Annotated in this window: 22 protein-coding genes and 3 pseudogenes; 16 read left to right on the forward strand and 9 right to left on the reverse strand. The window is 67.3% G+C overall.

Annotated elements, in window-relative coordinates:
• Positions 1-5: 5 nt before the first annotated feature.
• The 11 genes and pseudogenes from ABD212_RS14225 to ABD212_RS14275 all read left to right on the forward strand — a co-directional run bounded on the left by ABD212_RS14225 (position 6) and on the right by ABD212_RS14275 (position 9,250).
• On the forward strand, positions 6-878 hold the full coding sequence (locus ABD212_RS14225) for an SMP-30/gluconolactonase/LRE family protein (RefSeq protein ID WP_344095751.1): 873 nt from the start codon (positions 6-8) through the stop codon (positions 876-878).
• 1 nt (position 879) lies between these two features.
• On the forward strand, positions 880-1,830 hold the full coding sequence (locus ABD212_RS14230; RefSeq protein ID WP_344095753.1) for a DUF4432 family protein: 951 nt from the start codon (positions 880-882) through the stop codon (positions 1,828-1,830).
• 17 nt (positions 1,831-1,847) lie between these two features.
• Positions 1,848-2,699, forward strand: coding sequence for a fumarylacetoacetate hydrolase family protein (locus tag ABD212_RS14235; protein WP_344095755.1), 852 nt, complete (start codon positions 1,848-1,850; stop codon positions 2,697-2,699).
• On the forward strand, positions 2,696-3,502 hold the full coding sequence (locus tag ABD212_RS14240) for an SDR family NAD(P)-dependent oxidoreductase (RefSeq protein WP_344095757.1): 807 nt from the start codon (positions 2,696-2,698) through the stop codon (positions 3,500-3,502). The genes ABD212_RS14235 and ABD212_RS14240 overlap by 4 nt, the downstream gene beginning before the upstream one ends.
• Positions 3,502-4,410: a sugar kinase gene (locus ABD212_RS14245; RefSeq protein WP_344095759.1), complete on the forward strand. Its 909-nt coding sequence runs from the start codon at positions 3,502-3,504 to the stop codon at positions 4,408-4,410. Before ABD212_RS14240 ends, ABD212_RS14245 begins: the two co-directional genes overlap by 1 nt.
• On the forward strand, positions 4,407-5,012 hold the full coding sequence (locus ABD212_RS14250; protein WP_344095761.1) for a bifunctional 4-hydroxy-2-oxoglutarate aldolase/2-dehydro-3-deoxy-phosphogluconate aldolase: 606 nt from the start codon (positions 4,407-4,409) through the stop codon (positions 5,010-5,012). Before ABD212_RS14245 ends, ABD212_RS14250 begins: the two co-directional genes overlap by 4 nt.
• Positions 5,009-5,836 (forward strand): annotated as a pseudogene (locus tag ABD212_RS14255) (aldo/keto reductase); the annotation flags it as partial. The gene ABD212_RS14250 and the pseudogene ABD212_RS14255, both read left to right, overlap by 4 nt.
• Before the next feature lie 150 nt (positions 5,837-5,986).
• On the forward strand, positions 5,987-7,306 hold the full coding sequence (locus ABD212_RS14260; protein WP_344095944.1) for an enolase C-terminal domain-like protein: 1,320 nt from the start codon (positions 5,987-5,989) through the stop codon (positions 7,304-7,306).
• Complete coding sequence (locus ABD212_RS14265; protein ID WP_344095763.1) at positions 7,303-8,190, forward strand: amidohydrolase family protein; 888 nt, start codon at positions 7,303-7,305, stop codon at positions 8,188-8,190. The genes ABD212_RS14260 and ABD212_RS14265 overlap by 4 nt, the downstream gene beginning before the upstream one ends.
• Positions 8,187-8,930 carry an SDR family NAD(P)-dependent oxidoreductase gene (locus ABD212_RS14270; protein WP_344095765.1) on the forward strand — a complete coding sequence of 248 codons (744 nt, stop codon included), beginning with the start codon at positions 8,187-8,189 and terminating at the stop codon, positions 8,928-8,930. The genes ABD212_RS14265 and ABD212_RS14270 overlap by 4 nt, the downstream gene beginning before the upstream one ends.
• Positions 8,927-9,250: an L-rhamnose mutarotase gene (locus tag ABD212_RS14275; RefSeq protein ID WP_344095767.1), complete on the forward strand. Its 324-nt coding sequence runs from the start codon at positions 8,927-8,929 to the stop codon at positions 9,248-9,250. Before ABD212_RS14270 ends, ABD212_RS14275 begins: the two co-directional genes overlap by 4 nt.
• Positions 9,251-9,835: 585 nt before the next feature.
• Here the strand turns inward: ABD212_RS14275 and ABD212_RS19015 are convergent.
• The 7 genes and pseudogenes from ABD212_RS19015 to ABD212_RS19020 form a co-directional block, all read right to left on the reverse strand.
• A complete protein-coding gene (locus ABD212_RS19015; RefSeq protein WP_425561283.1) occupies positions 9,836-9,946 on the reverse strand; it encodes a three-helix bundle dimerization domain-containing protein in 111 nt (36 codons plus the stop codon).
• A 178-nt stretch (positions 9,947-10,124) separates the two neighbouring features.
• Positions 10,125-10,406 carry a substrate-binding domain-containing protein gene (locus ABD212_RS14280; RefSeq protein ID WP_344095769.1) on the reverse strand — a complete coding sequence of 94 codons (282 nt, stop codon included), beginning with the start codon at positions 10,404-10,406 and terminating at the stop codon, positions 10,125-10,127.
• Positions 10,407-10,467: 61 nt separating this feature from the next.
• On the reverse strand, positions 10,468-10,833 hold the full coding sequence (locus ABD212_RS14285; RefSeq protein WP_344095771.1) for a TfoX/Sxy family protein: 366 nt from the start codon (positions 10,831-10,833) through the stop codon (positions 10,468-10,470).
• A gap of 1 nt (position 10,834) precedes the next feature.
• Positions 10,835-11,194: a DUF1801 domain-containing protein gene (locus ABD212_RS14290; protein WP_344095773.1), complete on the reverse strand. Its 360-nt coding sequence runs from the start codon at positions 11,192-11,194 to the stop codon at positions 10,835-10,837.
• 41 nt (positions 11,195-11,235) lie between these two features.
• The gene (locus tag ABD212_RS14295) at positions 11,236-11,547 is read right to left on the reverse strand and encodes a YciI family protein (protein WP_344095775.1); all 312 of its coding nucleotides are present in this window, start codon (positions 11,545-11,547) and stop codon (positions 11,236-11,238) included.
• A 154-nt stretch (positions 11,548-11,701) separates the two neighbouring features.
• Positions 11,702-11,851 (reverse strand): annotated as a pseudogene (locus ABD212_RS14300) (SDR family oxidoreductase); the annotation flags it as partial.
• A 44-nt stretch (positions 11,852-11,895) separates the two neighbouring features.
• Positions 11,896-12,048 (reverse strand): annotated as a pseudogene (locus ABD212_RS19020) (SDR family oxidoreductase); the annotation flags it as partial.
• A gap of 311 nt (positions 12,049-12,359) precedes the next feature.
• Here ABD212_RS19020 and ABD212_RS14305 point away from each other — a divergent pair.
• From ABD212_RS14305 to ABD212_RS14325, 5 genes are all read left to right on the forward strand, one after another.
• Complete coding sequence (locus ABD212_RS14305; RefSeq protein ID WP_344095777.1) at positions 12,360-13,313, forward strand: ferritin-like domain-containing protein; 954 nt, start codon at positions 12,360-12,362, stop codon at positions 13,311-13,313.
• Between the two features lie 169 nt (positions 13,314-13,482).
• The gene (locus tag ABD212_RS14310; RefSeq protein WP_344095779.1) at positions 13,483-13,761 is read left to right on the forward strand and encodes a twin-arginine translocase TatA/TatE family subunit; all 279 of its coding nucleotides are present in this window, start codon (positions 13,483-13,485) and stop codon (positions 13,759-13,761) included.
• Positions 13,762-13,811: 50 nt separating this feature from the next.
• Positions 13,812-14,564, forward strand: a complete 753-nt coding sequence (gene tatC, locus ABD212_RS14315) for a twin-arginine translocase subunit TatC (protein ID WP_344095781.1) — start codon at positions 13,812-13,814, stop codon at positions 14,562-14,564.
• Positions 14,565-14,580: 16 nt separating this feature from the next.
• The gene (locus ABD212_RS14320; protein WP_344095946.1) at positions 14,581-14,934 is read left to right on the forward strand and encodes a twin-arginine translocase TatA/TatE family subunit; all 354 of its coding nucleotides are present in this window, start codon (positions 14,581-14,583) and stop codon (positions 14,932-14,934) included.
• A 43-nt stretch (positions 14,935-14,977) separates the two neighbouring features.
• Entirely contained in the window at positions 14,978-15,160 is a 183-nt protein-coding gene (locus ABD212_RS14325) for an SDR family oxidoreductase (protein ID WP_344095783.1), read from the forward strand.
• Positions 15,161-15,195: 35 nt separating this feature from the next.
• Here ABD212_RS14325 and ABD212_RS14330 read toward each other — a convergent pair whose 3' ends face one another.
• The gene (locus tag ABD212_RS14330; RefSeq protein WP_344095785.1) at positions 15,196-17,778 is read right to left on the reverse strand and encodes a hypothetical protein; all 2,583 of its coding nucleotides are present in this window, start codon (positions 17,776-17,778) and stop codon (positions 15,196-15,198) included.
• Positions 17,775-18,452 (reverse strand): hypothetical protein, encoded by a 678-nt coding sequence (locus ABD212_RS14335; RefSeq protein WP_344095786.1) that lies wholly within the window; start codon positions 18,450-18,452, stop codon positions 17,775-17,777. Before ABD212_RS14335 ends, ABD212_RS14330 begins: the two co-directional genes overlap by 4 nt.
• Positions 18,453-19,189 lie beyond the last annotated feature (737 nt).

Genomic DNA, 19,189 nt, shown 5'->3' on the forward strand with positions numbered 1-19,189 from the left:
CAACGATGCTCGAACAGATCCAGATCGACGTCGCCGTGAGCCGGCGCACCGAGTGCGGCGAGGGTCCGCTGTGGGATGCCGCGGCTGGCGCTGTCCACTGGGTGGACATCATCAAGGGCGAGATCCTCACGACCGCCTTCGCGACCGGTGCGACGAAGGTCCTCGCCTACCCTTCGATGGTCGGGGCGGCTGCGCCTCGCGTGGGTGGTGGGTTCGTCGCCGCGGTGACGACCGGCTTCGTGGGGATCGCGGCGGACGGAACGGTCGACCAGCGCGACGACTGCCTCCCCGACGGCGTCCGCATGAACGACGCCAAGACCGACCCGAACGGCGTGTTCTGGGCCGGCAGCTGCGCCGGGGACTTCGCCGACGGCAAGGGCGGGCTCTGGCGCCTCGACGAGAACTGGCAGGCGAGCCTCGTGCTGCCGGGCCTCACCCAGCCCAACGGGATGGGGTGGAGCCCCGCCGGTGATGTCTTCTACCTCGTCGAGACTCAGGCGCGGCGGCTGTACCGCTTCGCGTTCGACCTCGCCACGAGTGAGCTCGACCCGACGCCGACCCTGCTGATCGACTCGGATGGTTTCCCCGAGGGGCTGCCCGACGGCCTCGCCGTCGATGAGGACGGCCACCTCTGGATAGCGATGTTCGCCGGCTCCGCCGTGCACGAGTTCACGCCGGAAGGCGAACTCGTCCGCTCGGTTGCGATCCCCACGCTGCAGACCACGTCGTGCATGTTCGTCGGTCCCCAGCGCGATGAGCTGTGGGTCACGAGCGCGGGGTGGCAGCTCTCGCCCGAGGACGACCCCGAGGCAGGCTCGACCTTCCGTGTAACGGGACTGGGTGCGACCGGCCTTCCGACCCCGCCGTTCCGGGGCTGACATGGCGATCACCCTTCGCAGCTCCGACCTCGAGGTCGTGGTCACGCCGGAACGCGGGGCGGACATCGTCCAGGTCGTCGACCTCCGGACGGGCACGCCCGTGCTCGCCGTCTCGCCGACGGGCCGGCAGTCTTCCACGATGAGCGTGGCCGACTCGATGGCGCAATGGCTGCACGCGTATCCGGGCGGCTGGCAGCTGCTCGCACCCAATGCCGGCCCCGAGCGCACCCACGACGGCGTCCGGCAGGGCTTCCACGGCGAGGCCGGGCTGGCGCGCTGGAGCGTGCTCACCGCCGACGAGGGCTCATGCGAGCTCGAGACGTTCCTCGCCTCGGCACCGCTGCGACTGCATCGTGTGGTGACCGTCGAGGGAACCGCTCTGGTCGTCACCGACACGGTAGAGAACCTCTCGCGTGATCCGGTGAGCACGCGCCTGGTTCAGCATCCCGCCTTCGGCGCGCCGTTCCTGGATGCCGACAGCTATGTCCTCGTCCCGGCCGGCGCGCTCATCACCGATGCCGAGGCGCCCGGGAGCCTTGCAGGAGCCGACCTCGTCGACGCTCCCGCCACGCTTCTGGCCGAGGGCCCCGTGCCCGGCAGCATCGCGCTACCCGGCCCCGGTGCGCGCGAATCGCTCTTCGCGGCATTCAGCGACGTCGGATCAGCGCCGCACGCGACATTCTGCAGCCCCAACAGCGGCTTCGCGATGCGGCTCGAGTGGGATGGCGCAGTGTTCCCGCACGCCTGGTTCTGGATCGAGGCGAATGCGGGATCGGGATGGCCGTGGTTCCGCCGGCTGTACGCGATCGCGGTGGAGCCGGCGAACGTCCTGCCCGGCGACGGCGAAACGGCCGGCCGCCAGCGCGGAGGCGACGGCGTGCGGCTCGAACCGGGCGAGCACATCACCACCACTACAAGATTGAGCCGACAGCCGCTGCCGGACGCGCGCTGACAGCGAGGAGAGAACACATGAGATTCGGACGAATCGGGGCCCTCGGCGCGGAGTTGCCCGTCGTGGCTCACGATGGGCGTGTCTACGACCTGCGGGGGATCACCCCCGACATCGACGGCGCGTTCCTGGCCGCCGACCCCGTCGGGACTGTCACGGCCCGGCTCGCAGACCTGCCCGAGGTGCCGGATGCCGACACCCTGCGAATCGGCGCTCCGATCGCGCGCCCCGGCGCGGTGTACTGCATCGGAATGAACTACGCGGCGCACGCACGCGAAGGCGGGCAGGAGCCGCCGGAGCGGATTGTCGTGTTCCTGAAGCCCTCGAACACTGTCGTAGGCCCCTATGACGACTTCGTGCTGCCCATCGGTGCGCACAAGGCGGACTGGGAGGCCGAGCTTGCCGTGGTGATCGGCACGCGCGCCTGGCGGGTCGCCGATGCCGAGGCGGGGCTTACCCACGTCGCCGGCTACACCGTCGCCAACGACCTCTCCGAGCGCGCGTGGCAGATGGAGCTGTCGGGCGGCCAATGGTCCAAGGGCAAGGGCGGGCCGGGCTTCTGCCCGCTCGGGCCGTGGCTGGTCACCGCCGACAGCGTCGACGCCGACGATCTGCGAGTGCGCAGCTTCGTAAACGACGAGCCGCGTCAGGATTCGCGCACGTCCGACATGATCTTCGATGTCGGCCGCATCGTCGCCGACCTGAGCCAGTTCACCGTCCTCGATCCGGGCGATGTCATCCTCACTGGAACCCCGGAAGGGGTCGCCTTCTCGGGTCGATTCCCCTACCTGTCCGCGGGCGACATCGTGGAGATCGAGATCGAGCACCTCGGCCGTCAGCGCCAGTTTGTGGCCGCCGAGGTGGCCGCGTGAACGGCGGTTCCGTCTTCGACGGTCGGGTGGCGGTCATCGCCGGGGGAGCGTCCGGAATCGGTGCGGCGACGGTGCGGCGGCTGCTCCGCGACGGCGCCCGGGTGGCTGTGCTGGACCGTGACATCATCCCGACCGACTCGCCGGATCATCGTTCGTACCGCGCCGACGTGACCGACCGGACCGCCGTCGAGGCGGCGATCGATGCCGTCGCCGAGGAATGGGGAAGGATCGACATCCTCATCAACTCCGTCGGCATCGGTGCCGCTGGACGCCTTGTCGACAACGACGACGACGAGTGGCGGCATGTCCTCGATGTCAACCTGCTCGGCACGGTGCGGACGATCCGCGCCGCGCTGCCGCACCTGATCGCCGCAAGGCCCTCGTGCGTGGTGAACGTCGCCTCGGCGGTGGCCACGACGGGATTCCCCAACCGGTCTCTCTACACGGCATCCAAAGGCGCGGTTGTGGCCCTCACCCGCGCACTCGCGTCTGACCATCTCGCCGACGGTGTCCGCTTCAACGCGGTATGCCCCGGCACGACCGAGACGCCGTGGATCGGGCGTCTGCTGGGTGCTGCGGAGGACACCGTCGCCGAGCGCGCCGCGCTGGAGGCGCGCCAGCCGCACGGCCGGCTCGTCTCCGCGGAGGAAGTCGCAGATGCGATCACGTATCTGGCCAACCCGCTTGCCGGATCGACGAACGGTGTGGCGCTGTCGGTGGATGCCGGCATCCACTCGCTGTACGTGAGCCCTCGAGGCCGGGTCGACGTCGCCGGGACGACGACCCTCGCTACAACGCAGTGATGCCTCACTCAGCACCTGTTGGCGGGGCGCTGCTCGCAATCGGCGAGACCATGGCGATGGTCGCACCGGTCCGGCCCGAGCCGCTGGTGCTCGCGGCGGACTTCCGGGTCGATGCCGGGGGCGCGGAGTCGAACGTGGCGGCCCACGTCGCATCGTCGGGACACTCCGCACGATGGTTCAGCCGGCTCGGTGACGACCCGCTCGGCCATCGGATCGCTCGACAGCTGGCGATGCGCGGCGTGGATGTGTCGAGGGTCGTGTTTGACCCGCGGCATCCTACCGGCGTCTACTTCAAGGACCCGGGTCACGGCGTGCGCTACTACCGTGCGGGATCGGCGGCCGCGCACCTGGGACCCGGCGACGTGGACGCGATCGCCCTCGACGATGTCGCGATCGTCCACGTCTCGGGGATCACAGCGGCGCTTTCGCGATCCGCGGCGGACTTCCTCGACACCGTAATCGAGCGCGCGCGCAGCGCGGGCGTGACGGTGAGCTTTGATGTGAACCACCGGGCGAGGCTCTGGGATGCCGCGACCGCCGCTGAGCCTCTCGCGCGGCTCGCGGGTCTCGCCGACATCGTCTTCGTGGGCCGCGACGAGGCAGAGATGCTGTGGGGGACGGCTGATTCCGCGGCCGTGCGCGCACTGTTCCCAGAGGTCTGCGAGCTGATCGTCAAGGACGGCGAGCACAGCGCCACGGGGTTCGCGGCGTCCGGCACCTTCTTCGAGCCTGCCCTCCGGGTCGACGTCATCGAGGCGGTCGGGGCTGGCGATGCGTTCGCCGGAGGCTACCTGGCTGCCCGGCTCGAAGGTGCACCGATCGGCGAGCGGCTGCGCCGAGGGCACGACCGGGCGGCACTTACGCTGCAGACGACGAGCGACTCGGTCGACGAGAGGAACAGGCCATGACCGAACCCACCGGCTTCGACGAGATCTTCGCGCGCGCACCGATCATGGCGATCCTGCGAGGGATGGGCGTGGAACGCTCCGTCAGGCTCGCAACGACGGCGTGGGACCTCGGCATCGACGCTGTCGAGGTGCCGCTTCAGACTGACGAGGACGAGCGGGCGCTTCGCGAGATCGCCGCGCTCGCCCGAGAGCGAGGCAAGATCGTCGGCGCCGGGACCATCGTGTCCGCCGACCAGATCCCCGTCGCTCGAGCGGCAGGGGCGCGTTATCTGGTGTCGCCTGGCTTGGACCCTGACATCGTCCTTGCCGCAGTCGCCGCCGGCATCCCCTCGCTTCCTGGGGTCGCGACGCCCACGGATGTGCAGCGCGCGGTCGCGCTCGGACTCACATGGCTCAAAGCGTTCCCTGCGACCTGGCTGGGCGTCGAGTGGTTCCGCCATATCCGAGGTCCGTTCCCGCAAGTGCGGTTCGTCGCCACCGGAGGCCTCGACGCTTCGAATGCCGTGCCCTACCTCGACGCGGGGGTCCGCGTCGTCGCCGTCGGATCAGCGCTCGAGGATTCCCGTCAACTCGAGCGACTCGCGCAGATCATCGTGGCATGACACTCCCCACCCGATCCCATCGCGGACTGGCGTTCACCACGCTCGGCGCCGGGTGCGCCCAGCTCGGCAACCTCTACCGGGCGATCTCCGACGAAGAGGCCGAGGCCACCGTCCGCGCAGCGTGGGAGCGCGGCATCCGCTACTTCGACACCGCCCCGCACTACGGACTCGGGCTGTCCGAGCGCCGCCTCGGGCGGGCGCTCGCGGCATACCCGCGCGATGAATACGTCCTGTCCACAAAAGTCGGGCGAGTCCTCGTGCCGAGTCCCGAGACCGCGGGGGAGCGTGACCTCGCGAACGGCTTCGATGTACCGGCCGACAGCCGTCGCGTCTACGACCTGAGTCGCGACGGTGTGCTGCGCTCGATCGAGGACAGCCTGGAAAGGCTCGGCGTCGACCGCATCGACGTCGTCTACATGCACGACCCCGACGACCACTGGGAGGCGGCGTCGACGACGGGCGCCGAGACTCTCGTGCAGCTGCGCGACGAGGGCGTCATCGGCGGCTTCGGCGCGGGCATGAACCAGGGCGAGATGCTCGCCGACCTGATCGAGCAGACGGATGTCGACATCGTGATGTGCGCGGGCCGGCTCACGTTGCTCGAGCAGGATCATGCGGAGCGGATGCTGCGCCTCGCCGCCGAACGCGACGTCGCTGTCGTCGCGGCCGCGGTCTACAACTCCGGACTGCTCAGCCGCGAGAGCGTGGCGGAGGACGCCACGTTCAACTACACGCAGGCGCCCGCAGGCATCCTCGCGCGGGCTCGCGACATCGAACGCATCTGTCGCGAGCACAATGCGTCGCTTCCCGCGGCGGCCGTCCAGTTCCCGTTGCGGTATCCGCAGGTGGTGTCGGTGGTCGCCGGCATGCGCGGCGCCGACCAGGGCCCGCGAGACGGTCGAGCGGCTCACTGCGCCACTCTCCGACGAACTCTGGCGTGCGCTCGCCGCCGCCGGCTACATCAAGGAGGCAGCATGAGCACCATCACCAGCGTGGAGATCCACGATCTGCGGTTCCCGACCTCCGTCACCGCCGACGGGTCCGATGCGATGAATCAGGATGCCGACTACTCGGCGGCCTATGTCGTCCTGCTCACCGACGAGACCGTCGACGGAGAGCCGTTGCGGGGGCACGGCTTCACCTTTACGATCGGTCGAGGCAACGAGCTGTGCGCCGCCGCTGCGCGCAGCTACGCCAACCATCTTGTCGGCCAGGACCTCGACGATGTCGTCGGCGACCTCGGCGGGACGTATCGGTTGCTCGCGTCGGACTCGCAGCTGCGCTGGCTCGGCCCCGAGAAGGGTGTCGTGCACCTCGCACTGGCCGCGGTCATGAACGCCGCATGGGACCTCGCCGCGCGGCGCGCCGGCAAGCCCCTCTGGCGGTACCTCGTCGAACTGCCCGCGGAGACCCTCGTCGACGCGCTCGACCTGCGATACCTGTCGGACGAGCTCACCCGAGACGAGGCGATCGCGATGCTCCGTGCCACCGCGCCGCTGCGTGCGGCGCGGACGGCGGAGCTTGAGGCCGCGGGAGGCTACCCGTGCTACACCACGAGTGCCGGGTGGCTCGGCTACGACGACGACAAGATGGTGCGGCTGCTGCGCGAGGCCGTCGCCGAGGGATACTCCCACGTCAAGCTCAAGGTCGGCCGCGATCTCCACGAGGACCGTCGCCGTGTCGCACTTGCCCGCGCCATCATCGGTCCGGACATAAAGCTGATGATCGACGCGAACCAGATGTGGGACGTGCCCCAGGCGATCGAGTGGGTGAACGCGCTCGCCGAGTACGACCTGCACTGGATCGAGGAGCCGACCAGCCCCGATGACATCCTCGGCCATGCGGCCATCCGTGCCGCGGTCGCGCCGATCGGCGTCGCGACGGGTGAGCACGGCATGAACCGGGTGCTGTTCAAGCAGCTGCTGCAGGCGGAGGCGATCGACTACTGCCAGATCGACTCGGCGCGGATGGCGAGCGTGAACGAGATCGTCGCGGTGTACCTGATGGCGGCCAAGCGAGGCGTGCCGGTCTGCCCGCACGCCGGCGGCGTCGGGCTGTGCGAACTGGTGCAGCACCTGTCGATCTTCGACTACATCGCCCTCACCGGAACCACCGAGGACCGGGTCACCGAGTACGTCGATCACCTCCACGAGCACTTCGCCGATCCGTGCATCGTCGCGGACGCCCGCTACGTCGTGCCGACCCGGCCGGGCTACAGCGCAGAGATCATCGAGGGCTCGATCGCGGAGTTCGAGTTCCCGGATGGCGGCTACTGGCGACAGGTCGTGGCATGACCGGCATCGTCGACGCGCACACCCACATCTGGAACCGGGAGTCCGGCGAATACGGCTGGATCACCCCCGACCTCGCCGCCCTCGACGACGACTACGGGCTGGATGACGTCAGCGTGGAGGCCGCCTCTGTGGGCGTGGACCGCTTCATACTCGTACAGGCCGCGGACACCGCCGGCGACACCGATCGCATGCTCGCCGAAGCGGCGAACCACCCCGAGGTAGCAGGGGTCGTGGCGTGGTTCCCGCTCGCCGGACCGGGCCTTTCCGAAGCGCTGGAGGAGCGACTCGCGACCGGCAAAGTCGTCGGCGTGCGCGCCCTCATCCACAACATGGCCGACACCCGGTGGGTGCTCCGTAGCGACGTCGCCGCGGGTCTGGACCGGCTCGCCGAAGCCGGACTCGCGTTCGATTTCGTCACGTCCGGCCCTGCAGCACTCGAGCTCGTCCCGACGCTTGCTGCTCGTCATCCCTCGCTGCGGATCGTGATCGACCACCTCGGTAAGCCGCCGGTCAAGAGGGATGCCGCCGCCCTCGCGCGGTGGCGATCACTGCTCAAGTCTGCGGCAGCGTCGCCGAACGTCGCCGCCAAGCTCTCGGGATTAGCGAGCGCCGTCGGCGCACCGGACTCTTGGACGGAGGCGGACGTGCGCCCCGTTGTTGCGGCAGCGGTCGAAGCGTTCGGGCCCGAGCGGCTGATGTACGGGGGGGACTGGCCGGTGTGCCTGATCGCCGGCGGCTACACCCGCGCCTTCGAGGGACTTCACGCGGTACTCGACGTCTCACAGCCCGAACTCGCCCGCATTCACTCCGGTACCGCAGCGGAGTGGTACCGACTCGAGATCGATGGGCTCGGACGAGCCCTACAGGAGATGAAGCAGGTATGAACGCACAGGACTTCGACGGACTGGTCGCCGTCGTCACCGGCGGCGCATCCGGGATCGGACTCGCGACCGCGCTCGAACTGTCGGGTCGAGGTGCGAACGTCGCGGTGCTCGACCTCCGCCCCGACGTGCCCGAGCCGCTCGAAGGGTTCACAGCGGATGTCTCCGATCGCCCTTCCGTGGAGGCGATCGCGGCGGTGGGAGAGCGCTTCGGGCACATCGACATCGTGATCAACAATGCCGGCATCGGAGCCGCCGGCACCGTCGCCGACAACGGAGACGACGGATGGGCGCGGGTCTTCGACATCAACGTGACCGGCATGGCTCGCGTCTCAGCATGGCTTCGAAACAGCCCGGCCGCTGCGATCGTGAACACCAGCTCGATCGCGGCCCAGAGCGGGCTGCCCCTCCGCGCGCTCTACTCCGCCTCGAAGGGCGCCGTGCTCTCCCTCACACGCGCGATGGCGACGGACCACGTCCCGGAGGGCATCCGGGTGAACTGCGTGTGTCCCGGCACGGCGGCGACTCCCTGGGTGGAGCGGCTGCTCGCTGCCGCCGAAGACCTGACCGCGCAGCTCGCCGCTCTGAATGCCCGGCAGGCGATCGGCCGGCTCGTCACCGCCGAGGAGGTGGCACACGCGATCTGCTACCTCGCCAGCCCGCTGTCCGGCTCGACCACGGGCAGCGCCCTCGACGTCGACGGAGGCGCCACCCACCTGCGCGTCCGACCTCTGGCCGGATGATGCGGGTCGCACAGGTGATCCGACTCGACCCGGAGTCGATCGAGGAATACGAGCAGCTCCACACCGCGGTCTGGCCCGGCGTGCTCACCCGGATCGCGGCGAGCGGCATACGCAACTACACCATCTACCGCTACGAAACGCTCCTGATCGCGACCTTCGACTACGTCGGCAACGACTTCGACGCCGACATGGCAGCCATGGCCGCCGACGTGACCACCCAACGATGGTGGGCGGTGTGCGGGCCTATGCAGCGTCCTGTTGCCGAACGTACTGAGGGGGAGTGGTGGCACACCATCCCCGAAGTGTTCCACGTCGACTGACACCGCCGACGCGCCTATGACTCCGCCCCTTGATCGCTTCCCGTGGCGTCGTGCGGGCGCCGACCTCGGTGACACATTCGCCGGGTGGGCTACTTGACGGGACGGAAGAGGCGCGGGGTCATGTTCATCGCCGGCATCTATCGACGTGGCAACGCAGTGGCGACAACACAAGTTTGCTCGAGGCAGATCCGGCGGATCGAAACGGGCCGACTCGCCGCCCGGACATCCGCCATCAGCGCACTGGCGAGCTCCTTCCCGGTCTTGGAGCACACCGACCGCCGAGCCCCCTCGAGCAGAGTGCGCAACTGGGCCCGAACCCGAAGTTGATCTCAAATTGCGCAGCACGCGCTCTTTGCTGCTTCATCTCCCCCTCACGACACCACCGAAAGAGTCATCCACGGGAGGCAACGCTGACGCTGCGGAAACGTCGTCGCGCACCCTTCCGCTCCGTGAGCTGCGGCTCTATCCTTCGAGACAACCCGAGAACTGGGGCGACCGGGCGACCGTGATCGTTGCCGTCTGAGGGCCAGGCCCCTCGGCGTGGTGACCCCCAGCGCCACCCGGGAGGCCGTTCGACCGGGTGAACTAGATCGGATGCTGAACGCGTGCGCTGGCTTCGCGCTCGATGAGCAACGGGACGAAGTCGCGAACCGACGCGTCATCGAACGATCCGTGGAGCCCGATCACGGTGTCCATCACGACGCAGAACGAACGTGACGAACGGAGTGGTGAGACGGTCGACGACGTGCTCGACGGCAGTCTCCACGTTGGCACTGCCAGGCTCGCGGTCTGGTCGCCTTCGAGTAAAACGTGAGAAACCTCGCAAGTCTCGCGATGAGGGTGACATCAACGAAAGAGGGAGATGCGCGGAAACTCAAGGCGGAGCAACCTCGGGAAAGCCAGGAAAGGCATCTGACGAAGAGTTCGCGCCGCCCCAGGCGGCCGAGTTGTGATCAGCACCCGTCACCGCGACATCGTCGGGGACCGCGATGCCGGCCGCGGTGAACTCGTTGATGATCGCCATCGCCAGCCCATCTGTGATCGCGAGGATGTGGTCAAGACGAACCGCAGTCGGGCGAAACGCCAGTTCCCTGCCGACCTGTATCCCATCGGCGGGCTCCATACCGTCGGTGAGGATCTCGGTGAGCGTGACCACACCGCGGGTAAGGTGCTTCCTCGTCTCGCTTCCTGACTTTTCCGATGCCACGACTCCTGGGCTACTGCTTCTTTCGGGGCTTCGGTTGTTTCGTTGGGAGTCGGCTGACTTGGTCGAGCGCGGTCTGGATCCATTCGGTCATGCGTTCGGGCGTTGATTCCCAGGCGGATGGGAGTGCGGTGTAACCGCCCATCGGGCGCTCTTGCGGGCCGAAGGGACCAGTGCCCTCGATCGTCTGGAGTTCCGCGATGGTCGCATCGTCAAGTAGGCGGACGCCGATCGCCGAACCGAACAGTCCAGCGAACATGTTTCCGTTCACAAACGCCCCCAGGTTGCCGAACATCGGCTTGACCTCGATGGCTGGCGCGTCCGGGACGACGGAGCGAAACAGCTCTTTGATCTCGTCGGTCGGTTTGGGTATCTGCATGTCACCCCTTGGTGAGGATCCATTCACGGATCACGGCCTCGAGGGCCGGCTTCTTTGATTCGAAGTCTGCATCGTCGAAGAACCTGGCAACGCGGGAGACCTGGCCCTCGCCCTCCAACAGTCCCAGTTCATCTCTGATCGACGCACCCTGATGGAACATCAGCGAGACGTTCTTCTTCGACTTGGGGAAGAACGACGCGATGTTGCCCATATAGATGAACGTCGGCGCCTGCCACTTGATGGCTTCCGTCACGCGCGGATCGACGGAGAGGACGAACTCCCTGACCTTCGCGACCAACTCGCGCTGCGGGTTCTCATAGGTCGCGAACCACGCGTCGACATCAGGATTTCGATTTCCCATGAGAGAACCTAAGGGCGAAGAACCTTGTCGCGGCGTCGCCTTCACATCCCGGGAACGGCGAGCGTCTCGTGGATGTGGATGGTTCCGACCCCGAGATGCGGGTGCCCCTCCATCATGGCGGCGGCCGCGTCGAGATCGTGTGCTTCGAGGATGGAGTATCCGACCGCTGTCGATGCCACGTCTGCCCGACCGTCGGCCGAGACCACGGTTGACCCACCGAGCGGCGTGCCCATGTCGACGAGCGCGGCCCCGACGCCCTGCGCCCAATCCATCCAGGCCTGCATCTCTGCCTGGCCTTCGTCTTCCGACTGTTGCATCTGCGCGGCTGCGCTCGTTTGTGCGTGGTAAAGCACAAGGTATCGAGCGATGGCGTCCCCCTTTCGGACAAGGTGTTTGCGGGATGGTCACGTCTGCCGTCGGGCGTGGGCCCCCGCTTCATGCTCCGCCCGATGACGCACGTTGTCCATACCGCCGGTCGGCCCGGTCACCGTGGGTCATCGTGCGAGGTCAGTCAGGGATCGTATATGCCCCGCGGATTCCGCCTTCAGCAGAGATGTCTGTGGCGGTGAGGTAGCCGCTGTCGTCGCTGGCGAGGAAGGCCGCGATCCCTGCGATCTCGGCCGGCGTCGCGAAGCGTCCCATCGGCACATGACCGAGCGCTCTCTGAGACCTTCGGGTCCGACCTTCTCGAACATGGCCTTGCTCTGCGGAGTCCCGACCGGTCCGATGCTCAGCGAGTTGACGCGGATGCCAGCCTTCGCCAGATGGATGCCGAGGTCGTGAGAGGTCTGGATCACAGCGGCCTTCGCTTCATTCAGGGTGCACTCGCAGGAGCAGTCAAGGGCTAACGCAATCGAGGGGCGCGAGGGGAGGGGTCCTGGCGCCCCTCGCTGTCGGTGTCCAGCGCGTCTGTAAGAGCAGGGTCGTCACGAAGCCCAGGTACCAGCAATCCAATCCGCCCACCACGCCGCTCCGAACCTCATTCAAGCTGACCTTCTGGTCTCAGCCTCGAGTTCTCTCCGCCAACGACGTGTCCTGCCACACGCCGGCCGGGTGTGGGGAGGTCGGGGGATCCGAGGACGGCGGGCGCGGAGAACTCCGCGTCGACGAGGACTGGCGGGCAGGGCACGTTCACGTCATTGATGACAATGACTGGAGATCGCAGATGTTCGACGACAAATTCATCACCAACGCCATCAAGCGCAGCGGAGAGACCGCGCTCGACCGGCGTCGACTTCTCACGATGGCGGGCATCGCCGGCGTCGGCGCTGCCTCGTTGCTCGTAGCTGCAGAGCCCGCGACGGCGGCGACGCCCGCTACGACCGGCTCCTCTCCTTCCGGAGCACCCAGCGATGCTTCGATCCTGAACTTCGCGCTGAATCTCGAGTACCTCGAGGCCGAGTTCTACCTGCGCGCCGTCACGGGCGAGGGCCTTCCCGACAACATGACGACCGGAACGGGGACACGCGGCCCGGTGACGGGCGGGCGCAAGGTGCCGTTCAAGACACCCGTCATCCGCAAGTACGCGCAGGAGATCGCCTCGGACGAGAAGAACCACGTCGCATTCCTGCGGGGCGCCCTCGGCTCGGCCGCGGTCTCGCGGCCGGCCATCTCGCTGGACGCGAGTTTCACCGCAGCAGCCACGGCGGCCGGTCTGATCATGCCGGGGCAGAAGTTCGATCCGTACGCGAACGAGCTGAACTTCCTCTTCGCCGCCTTCCTCTTCGAGGATGTCGGTGTCACCGCGTACAAGGGCGCCGCGCCGTTCATCCAGAACAAGACATATCTGGATGCCGCAGCAGGCCTGCTGGCAGTCGAGGCGTACCACGCCGGAATCATCCGCACGACGCTGTACGCAGAGGGCATCTTCGCTCCCAACGTCTACGCGAGCGTGGACAAGCTGTCCAACGCCCGCGACAGCCTCGACGGCCCGACCGACGACGACCAGGGCATCGGCAACCACGCCGTGGCCAACCTGGTGCCGACGGACGCCAACTCGCTGGCGTACAGCCGCACGACCGGGCAGGTGCTGAACATCGTCTACCTCAACCCCGCGCCCGTCCGCTCCGGCGGATTCTTCCCCGCGGGTGTGAACGGCTCGATCAACACCAGCGCCTGATACGGCGCGCGATACGCGCAACCCTTCGCCTGGGGCGAGGCTCGTCACCAGCGATGCGCCTCGCCCCGGGTATCAATCCAGGCGCCGCCCGATCCACCGCGAGCGGACGGGCGGCGCGCACCACCCCTAAGCCTGCGAGCGAATCGCTCGACGAACAAAGGACTCCACCATGTTGGGCAATCTCACCGGATGGCACCTGCTGATCATCCTCGCCGTCGTCCTCCTCATCTTCGGCGCCGCAAAGCTCCCCGCGCTCGCCAAGTCCATGGGTCAGTCGGCGCGAATCCTCAAGTCGGAGATCGCCGCGGGCAAGGCCGACACGACGGCAGACACCGCCGTGTCAGCCTCGGCAGCCGACGTCCCGCTCCCGACTGTCGCCGTGCCGGCATCGACGGCAATTCCAGCGCCACAGTCGAACACGCCGACCGGCGCAATCGACGGGCCGTAACTCCCGTGGCGTCCGTGACCGCCGCGACGCGCGCTGGCCACCAGAGTCGGATGACGCTGGGACAGCATCTGCGTGAGTTCAGGCGCCGCATGATCTGGGCTGTCGTCGGTCTGCTCATCGGATCGGTTGCCGGCTGGTTTCTCTCCGGATTCATCCTTGAAGCGATGCGAGCTCCGATCGCCGCGCTCGCTGAACAGCAGCACCGACTCGCGGAGCTGAACTACGACAACATCACCGGCGCTTTCGACCTCAGGATCCGGATCGCGCTGACGATCGGCATCGTGCTGTCGAGCCCGGTCTGGCTATATCAGATCTGGGCCTTCCTGGTACCCGCATTGAATCGCAAGGAGCTCAGATACGGTCTGGGATTCTTCCTCTCAGCCGTGCCGCTGTTCCTGGCCGGATGTGCCGCCGGGGCGCTGGTCGTGCCCCACGTCGTCGAGCTGCTGACGAGCTTCGCGCCCAGCGAATCAAGCTCGCTCATCGAGGCATCCCAATACTTCGATTTCGTTCTGAAGCTCGTCCTCGCGATCGGCATCGCCTTTGTGCTGCCCGTCTTCCTCGTGCTCCTGAATTTCGTCGGCGTACTCAGCGGGCGCACGATCATCCGCTCCTGGCGGATCGCGCTGCTGACCATCGTCGTGTTCGCGGGCATCGCAACACCCTCGGCGGATGTCATCTCGATGTTCCTGCTGGCGATCCCGATGGTGGTGCTCTATCTCGCCGCTGCCGGAATCGCCCGAATCCATGACCGACGCGTCGCGCGAACGGCCGCCGCGCTCGACACCGCGCTGGGCGCCTGAAGACCGGAGTGTGAGAATGTTCGGCTTCTCGTTCGAAAAGTTCCTCGTGATTGCTGTGTTCGCGATCCTGATCCTCGGCCCCGAAAGACTTCCGGCTTACGCGGCCAAGCTCGCCACACTCGTGACCGCCCTGCGACGCATGACCGATGGTGCCAAGGAGCGGATGCGAGACGAAGTGGGTCCCGACTTCGATGACGTCGACTGGAAGAAGCTCGACCCGCGCCAGTACGACCCACGGCACATCATCCGACAAGCTCTTTTCGACGAGCCCTCAGCCCATGGCGAAGCACCCGACGGTCCGACAGTGGCAGACGTTGAGACCGGGCGCGGCCCGGCGGGACCAGTCCGCGAGCCCTCCCAGTCACCCTAGGATGCCCCCGCGCGGCCCCGCTGATCGCAGCCACAGCCTCTCCATGGCTATTCAGGAGGTGAAGGCGAATGGCAACGTCTCACGAAGTCGCGGTCCTATATCAGCAACGACCAGACTCGGCCGCGCCGACGAGATCGCTGCAGCCGTGCTCTGGCTATGCAGCCCCGGATCCAGCTTCGTCATCCGAGTCGCCCTCCCAGTGGACGGCGGATACACCGCGCGCTGAACCACCAACCGTTTACCGTTGAACGCTGTGACGCCCTACTGCACCGGCTCCAGCCTGGTCGGAGGAGTGTCGAAGAGCAGCTCTCGGACTTGTGTCAGGATCGTCGCGTCGTAGGAGTCGGACCAGTACCACCTGTGCTCGACGAAGGCGGGCAGGTTCTTGTCCATGAACCCCTTGGCTGCCTCCAGCTGCGCCTCTTCCACCGTGTGCTGGCGGTTCAACACGGGATCGTCGCTGTACGCGAAGCCGACCATCCCGATGGCGAAGGCTGCACCGGCCCCGACACCCAGCAGCCTCAGTACGATGGCTTCGACGGCCAGGCCCGCTGCCTGTCGACCGATCTCGGCGACCGCTTCGGACCCAGATCGACTTGTCTCGAAGATCATGACGGCGCTTCCGATCGCCACGGCGATGAAGACGAGCCCACCGATGGAAACGAAGCCGCCACTGCGTACCCGGCGGCCGGCGCGCAGGCGTGCCTCGGATGCTCGAGCGATCGACATCTCCTCTGCTATGCGTCGAGCTGCCGCCTGCGCTTCAGGCGGGGACAGCGAAAGGTGTTTGGTGAGCTGCTCCCACAGGTGACCGTAGATGCGGCGGTGGTAGACGCCTCCCATGGGCTCCAGGTTCTCCAGAGCGGTGGTGGCCCCGGGATTCGCCCAGATGTTCTTGATCGACTGCTGCGACAGCGTGTGCGCATACTCGAGCGGCTCGCCGGCATAGGCGGTCCCGTCGCGCCACCACAATCGACCGTCGGTCCCCTCTTCCAGCAGCTTCTTGATCGGATGCGTCGAGGTCTTGTCCTTCAGCACCCCCTTGATCGACTCGTTCGTCTTCTGCCGCAGACCGTCGTAGTCTCCCGGAGTCGTTCCGGCCTGTGCCTCGCGCGCGAAGCTGCGAAAGGCGGGATCGCTCTCGAGGGTCGTTTCGGCGTTGCGCAGCACTCGCACGCCCTCCGGGGTCTGCACGACCGTCACCGAGGTCGCACCGGGAGTGCGCACGACCCCGTCGGGGTCGGGGTGTCCCGTCGGAGGTCGAGTGAGCAACGCGGACTCAGGCGTTTCCGGATTCTTCGCTTTCGCGCTCGCACGCACAGCCCCATCGGGTTGCGCGTTTCGGCGCTCGCCCCGGTCGAACATCTCGGCGGCAGGCCGCGGCCGCTCACCGGCTCCACGCTTGCCCACTGGAGCGCCGAAGAAGGGCACGCGGGGACTCAGATCTGGTACTCCGCCATCCGCCGACGGAATCGACGGTGTCCACACCGCACCCGAACGCTGGTCGTCGGGCAAGGCGGCAGCCTCCCTGCGATCAGCCGCTGCGTCGGGATGTCTCGATGCTGCCTCTGATGGATCAACCAGCGCGGCAGGCAGAGGGGCACCATCCGTAGATCCGGATCGAAGCGACGTCGCGTCCGGTGATCCGGGTGGCGCCGCGCCGCCCCCCTCGTGGGGAGCGGTGAGTCCATAGATGTTGATGACGGAGTTCTCAGGAGTCGTCCCCTCCTCGATGTGCCCACCGTCGGGAACGGAGACGACGATGGCGAGATGACCGTCGACGCCTACCAGCATCCCCGCCGACGGCGCACCGCCCGGCGTCTCGATCGTCGCAATCACGATCTCGCGCGAGCTCTCGGCTTTCCCCATATCCGCCGTACCCAGGTCCTTGCCGTGGTCGTACAGATGCGCGTCAGGGGGGTTGGGGTCGGTTATCACGACGTACCACTTGTCAGGGTTGTCCGGATCCTGCGCGAGACGCGCGTCGGGCACTCTGTCGAGGCCAGGCAGCGACGGTTGTTCATTGCCGTTGTCGAGCCACCGTGTCTCGCCCGGGACCAACTTGTCGAAGATCGGTTCCGGGCTTAGGGCTTGTGCGGCCGAGTTCGATAAGTCTTGTGCATCGGATGCCGGTGTCGCGAAGGTCGAAGCGCCTAGCACGCCGGACGACATCGCGGCGTCTTCGCGCGAGTACGTCGGGTCGGGCGCCGTCGAGAACGGCAGGGCCTCGTAACCGGGCGGTTCTGCGGGTTGCCAGTTCGTGTCGAACTCGGGCGGTTCTGCGGGTTGCCAGTTCGTGTCGAACTCGGGCGGTTCTGCCGGTTGCCAGTTCGGGTCGGACCCGGGCGGTTCTGCCGGTTGCCAGTTCGTGTCGGCCCCAGGCGGTTCTGCCGGTTGCCAGTTCGTGTCGGCCCCAGGCGGTTCTGCCGGCTGCCCGCCAGGATCTTGGGTTGAGGGATCGAAGGCTGGCACGAAGGACCCGATGTCGATCACGGGCGGCTCGGCGGGCTGCCAGCTCGGCCCCGGCGAAGCAGGGTCGAACGTCGGAGGAACCTGCCACGTCGGGTCGACTCCCGGCGCATCCGCCGGCTGCCAGCCCGGCACCTGCGGTGCGGCGTCGAACGGCGTCGGCGGCTGAGAGGCAGCGTCGAACACCGGCGGATACGTCGCCGGATCGGGGATTTGGGGCGAAAACGGAGGAGCCGGATTCGACCAGGCGAACTGATTGTTCTGCAGCGCATCCATCGATGGACCCTGCGGGAACACGGCAGGCGGCATGTCGGCGGGGAGTGGAGGCGGTTGCGGAGGTGGCTGCGGCGGCAGTCCGCCCATGGGATCTGTCATGGTCCGAACGGGAAGGACGGTGGCATGTTGAAGAACTGCGGCAGCATCGCGGCCGCAGCAGTGAGGAAGATCGCCAGGAACACCAGGAGGAAGATCGTTGCAAACACACCCCGGGCAACGCGATGCGTTCGGCCGACGGCTTTCACCTCGCTCGCGGTCGACAGATTCCTGACGTGGCGAGGTCGCAAGAGGCTGCCCGGTCGCAGCGCACGACCGATGTCGACGACATCGCCGTTCTGGATGGCGCCGCGAAAGTATCGGCCACGCATCTCGACCGGCACCGGCGTCGCGAGCGATCCGTCTGGTCTGTTGATACGAAAGCTCCAGACCGTGAAGTACGTGCGCCCGATCATCTCCTGCCGCTGCTGCAGGTCCGTCACGACTCCGGCGGAACCGGCGTAGGAGACATTATTCGGACTGGTTCGGCGTCCGTCGGCAATAGTCGAGGCTGTTCGAGCCCCCGACGCCGGTGCCGGCGATCGAGATGCCTGCACCGAACCTCCCTTGTGCGCTGTGCGCCCGGCCGCGATGGCGGCATCCTGATCGCCGCGGTTCACCACGATGTACATCGCCGCGTCGGCGGCCGCGTCGATCTGATGGGGGGAGCCGCCGAGCGATCCGGCGAAGTACTGACGCCAGCGTTCTCGACGAATAGCGACTTCGTTTGCGTCCATGGCTGCCCTCGCGCTCTGCCTTCGACATCCGATCAGATGCCTCGTTGTGAACCAGACCGCTCGCGGCCGCCAATCGTGCTCGAAACCGGTTCTCACCCCCTTTGAGGACGCTTGAGGTTCATCTGATACGTGATGGCGGAGCCGGGCGGTGCTGCTGCCTTGCGGTACTGACCCAGATCGTTGTTGACGTAGGAGAGACCTCCGGGGTCGAGTCGGAGCTGTCTAGTTCTTCAGCTCGAACCCACGGAGGTCTCTCCTGTCTCACGCTGACGCCCGGCTGACTCCGGCCCGCAGGTTGATCATGGTGCAGCGCATCCAGTCGCGGCGTGCGGTCGCGCACGTCGCCGCGGAGATGGGTATCTCTCGCACGACGGCGTGGCGATGAAGGCGTCCGTTCCGTTAGGCAAGCATCGCCGCCTGCATGATCGCTCCAGCGTCGCCCACGCGCATCCGCACAGCACTGGCCCGTGCCAAGAGGGTCCGAATCCTGCGTTAGCTGACCCGCCGTGGCCCGGTCTTCATCGGCGCCCGCCTCGGGATGCACGCGTCTGTGTCGGACGAGTACTGCGTCGCTGTCATGTTCCGCTGCTATGTGAGCTCAACCCCGTCACCGGCGCGCTGATGAAGGCGTCACGGCGGTCCGCGAACCGGTACGAGCACGCCTATCCCGGGTCACGGATCCACATCGACGCGAGGAATCTCGGCCGGATCCCCGACGGCGGTGGATGGTGCACCCA

The organism is Microbacterium deminutum (assembly GCF_039530205.1).
Taxonomy (GTDB): Bacteria; Actinomycetota; Actinomycetes; order Actinomycetales; family Microbacteriaceae; genus Microbacterium; species Microbacterium deminutum.

Bases quoted from the DNA above. Each gene is read 5' to 3' on its own strand.
- ABD212_RS14225 (WP_344095751.1), top strand. From the start codon at position 6: ATGCTCGAACAGATCCAGATCGACGTCGCCGTGAGCCGGCGCACCGAG.
- ABD212_RS14230 (WP_344095753.1), top strand. From the start codon at position 880: ATGGCGATCACCCTTCGCAGCTCCGACCTCGAGGTCGTGGTCACGCCG.
- ABD212_RS14235 (WP_344095755.1), top strand. From the start codon at position 1,848: ATGAGATTCGGACGAATCGGGGCCCTCGGCGCGGAGTTGCCCGTCGTG.
- ABD212_RS14245 (WP_344095759.1), top strand. From the start codon at position 3,502: ATGCCTCACTCAGCACCTGTTGGCGGGGCGCTGCTCGCAATCGGCGAG.
- ABD212_RS14250 (WP_344095761.1), top strand. From the start codon at position 4,407: ATGACCGAACCCACCGGCTTCGACGAGATCTTCGCGCGCGCACCGATC.
- ABD212_RS14260 (WP_344095944.1), top strand. From the start codon at position 5,987: ATGAGCACCATCACCAGCGTGGAGATCCACGATCTGCGGTTCCCGACC.
- ABD212_RS14265 (WP_344095763.1), top strand. From the start codon at position 7,303: ATGACCGGCATCGTCGACGCGCACACCCACATCTGGAACCGGGAGTCC.
- ABD212_RS14270 (WP_344095765.1), top strand. From the start codon at position 8,187: ATGAACGCACAGGACTTCGACGGACTGGTCGCCGTCGTCACCGGCGGC.
- ABD212_RS14275 (WP_344095767.1), top strand. From the start codon at position 8,927: ATGATGCGGGTCGCACAGGTGATCCGACTCGACCCGGAGTCGATCGAG.
- ABD212_RS19015 (WP_425561283.1), bottom strand. From the start codon at position 9,946: ATGGACACCGTGATCGGGCTCCACGGATCGTTCGATGACGCGTCGGTT.
- ABD212_RS14285 (WP_344095771.1), bottom strand. From the start codon at position 10,833: ATGCAGATACCCAAACCGACCGACGAGATCAAAGAGCTGTTTCGCTCC.
- ABD212_RS14290 (WP_344095773.1), bottom strand. From the start codon at position 11,194: ATGGGAAATCGAAATCCTGATGTCGACGCGTGGTTCGCGACCTATGAG.
- ABD212_RS14305 (WP_344095777.1), top strand. From the start codon at position 12,360: ATGTTCGACGACAAATTCATCACCAACGCCATCAAGCGCAGCGGAGAG.
- ABD212_RS14310 (WP_344095779.1), top strand. From the start codon at position 13,483: ATGTTGGGCAATCTCACCGGATGGCACCTGCTGATCATCCTCGCCGTC.
- tatC (WP_344095781.1), top strand. From the start codon at position 13,812: ATGACGCTGGGACAGCATCTGCGTGAGTTCAGGCGCCGCATGATCTGG.
- ABD212_RS14320 (WP_344095946.1), top strand. From the start codon at position 14,581: ATGTTCGGCTTCTCGTTCGAAAAGTTCCTCGTGATTGCTGTGTTCGCG.
- ABD212_RS14325 (WP_344095783.1), top strand. From the start codon at position 14,978: ATGGCTATTCAGGAGGTGAAGGCGAATGGCAACGTCTCACGAAGTCGC.
- ABD212_RS14330 (WP_344095785.1), bottom strand. From the start codon at position 17,778: ATGACAGATCCCATGGGCGGACTGCCGCCGCAGCCACCTCCGCAACCG.
- ABD212_RS14335 (WP_344095786.1), bottom strand. From the start codon at position 18,452: ATGGACGCAAACGAAGTCGCTATTCGTCGAGAACGCTGGCGTCAGTAC.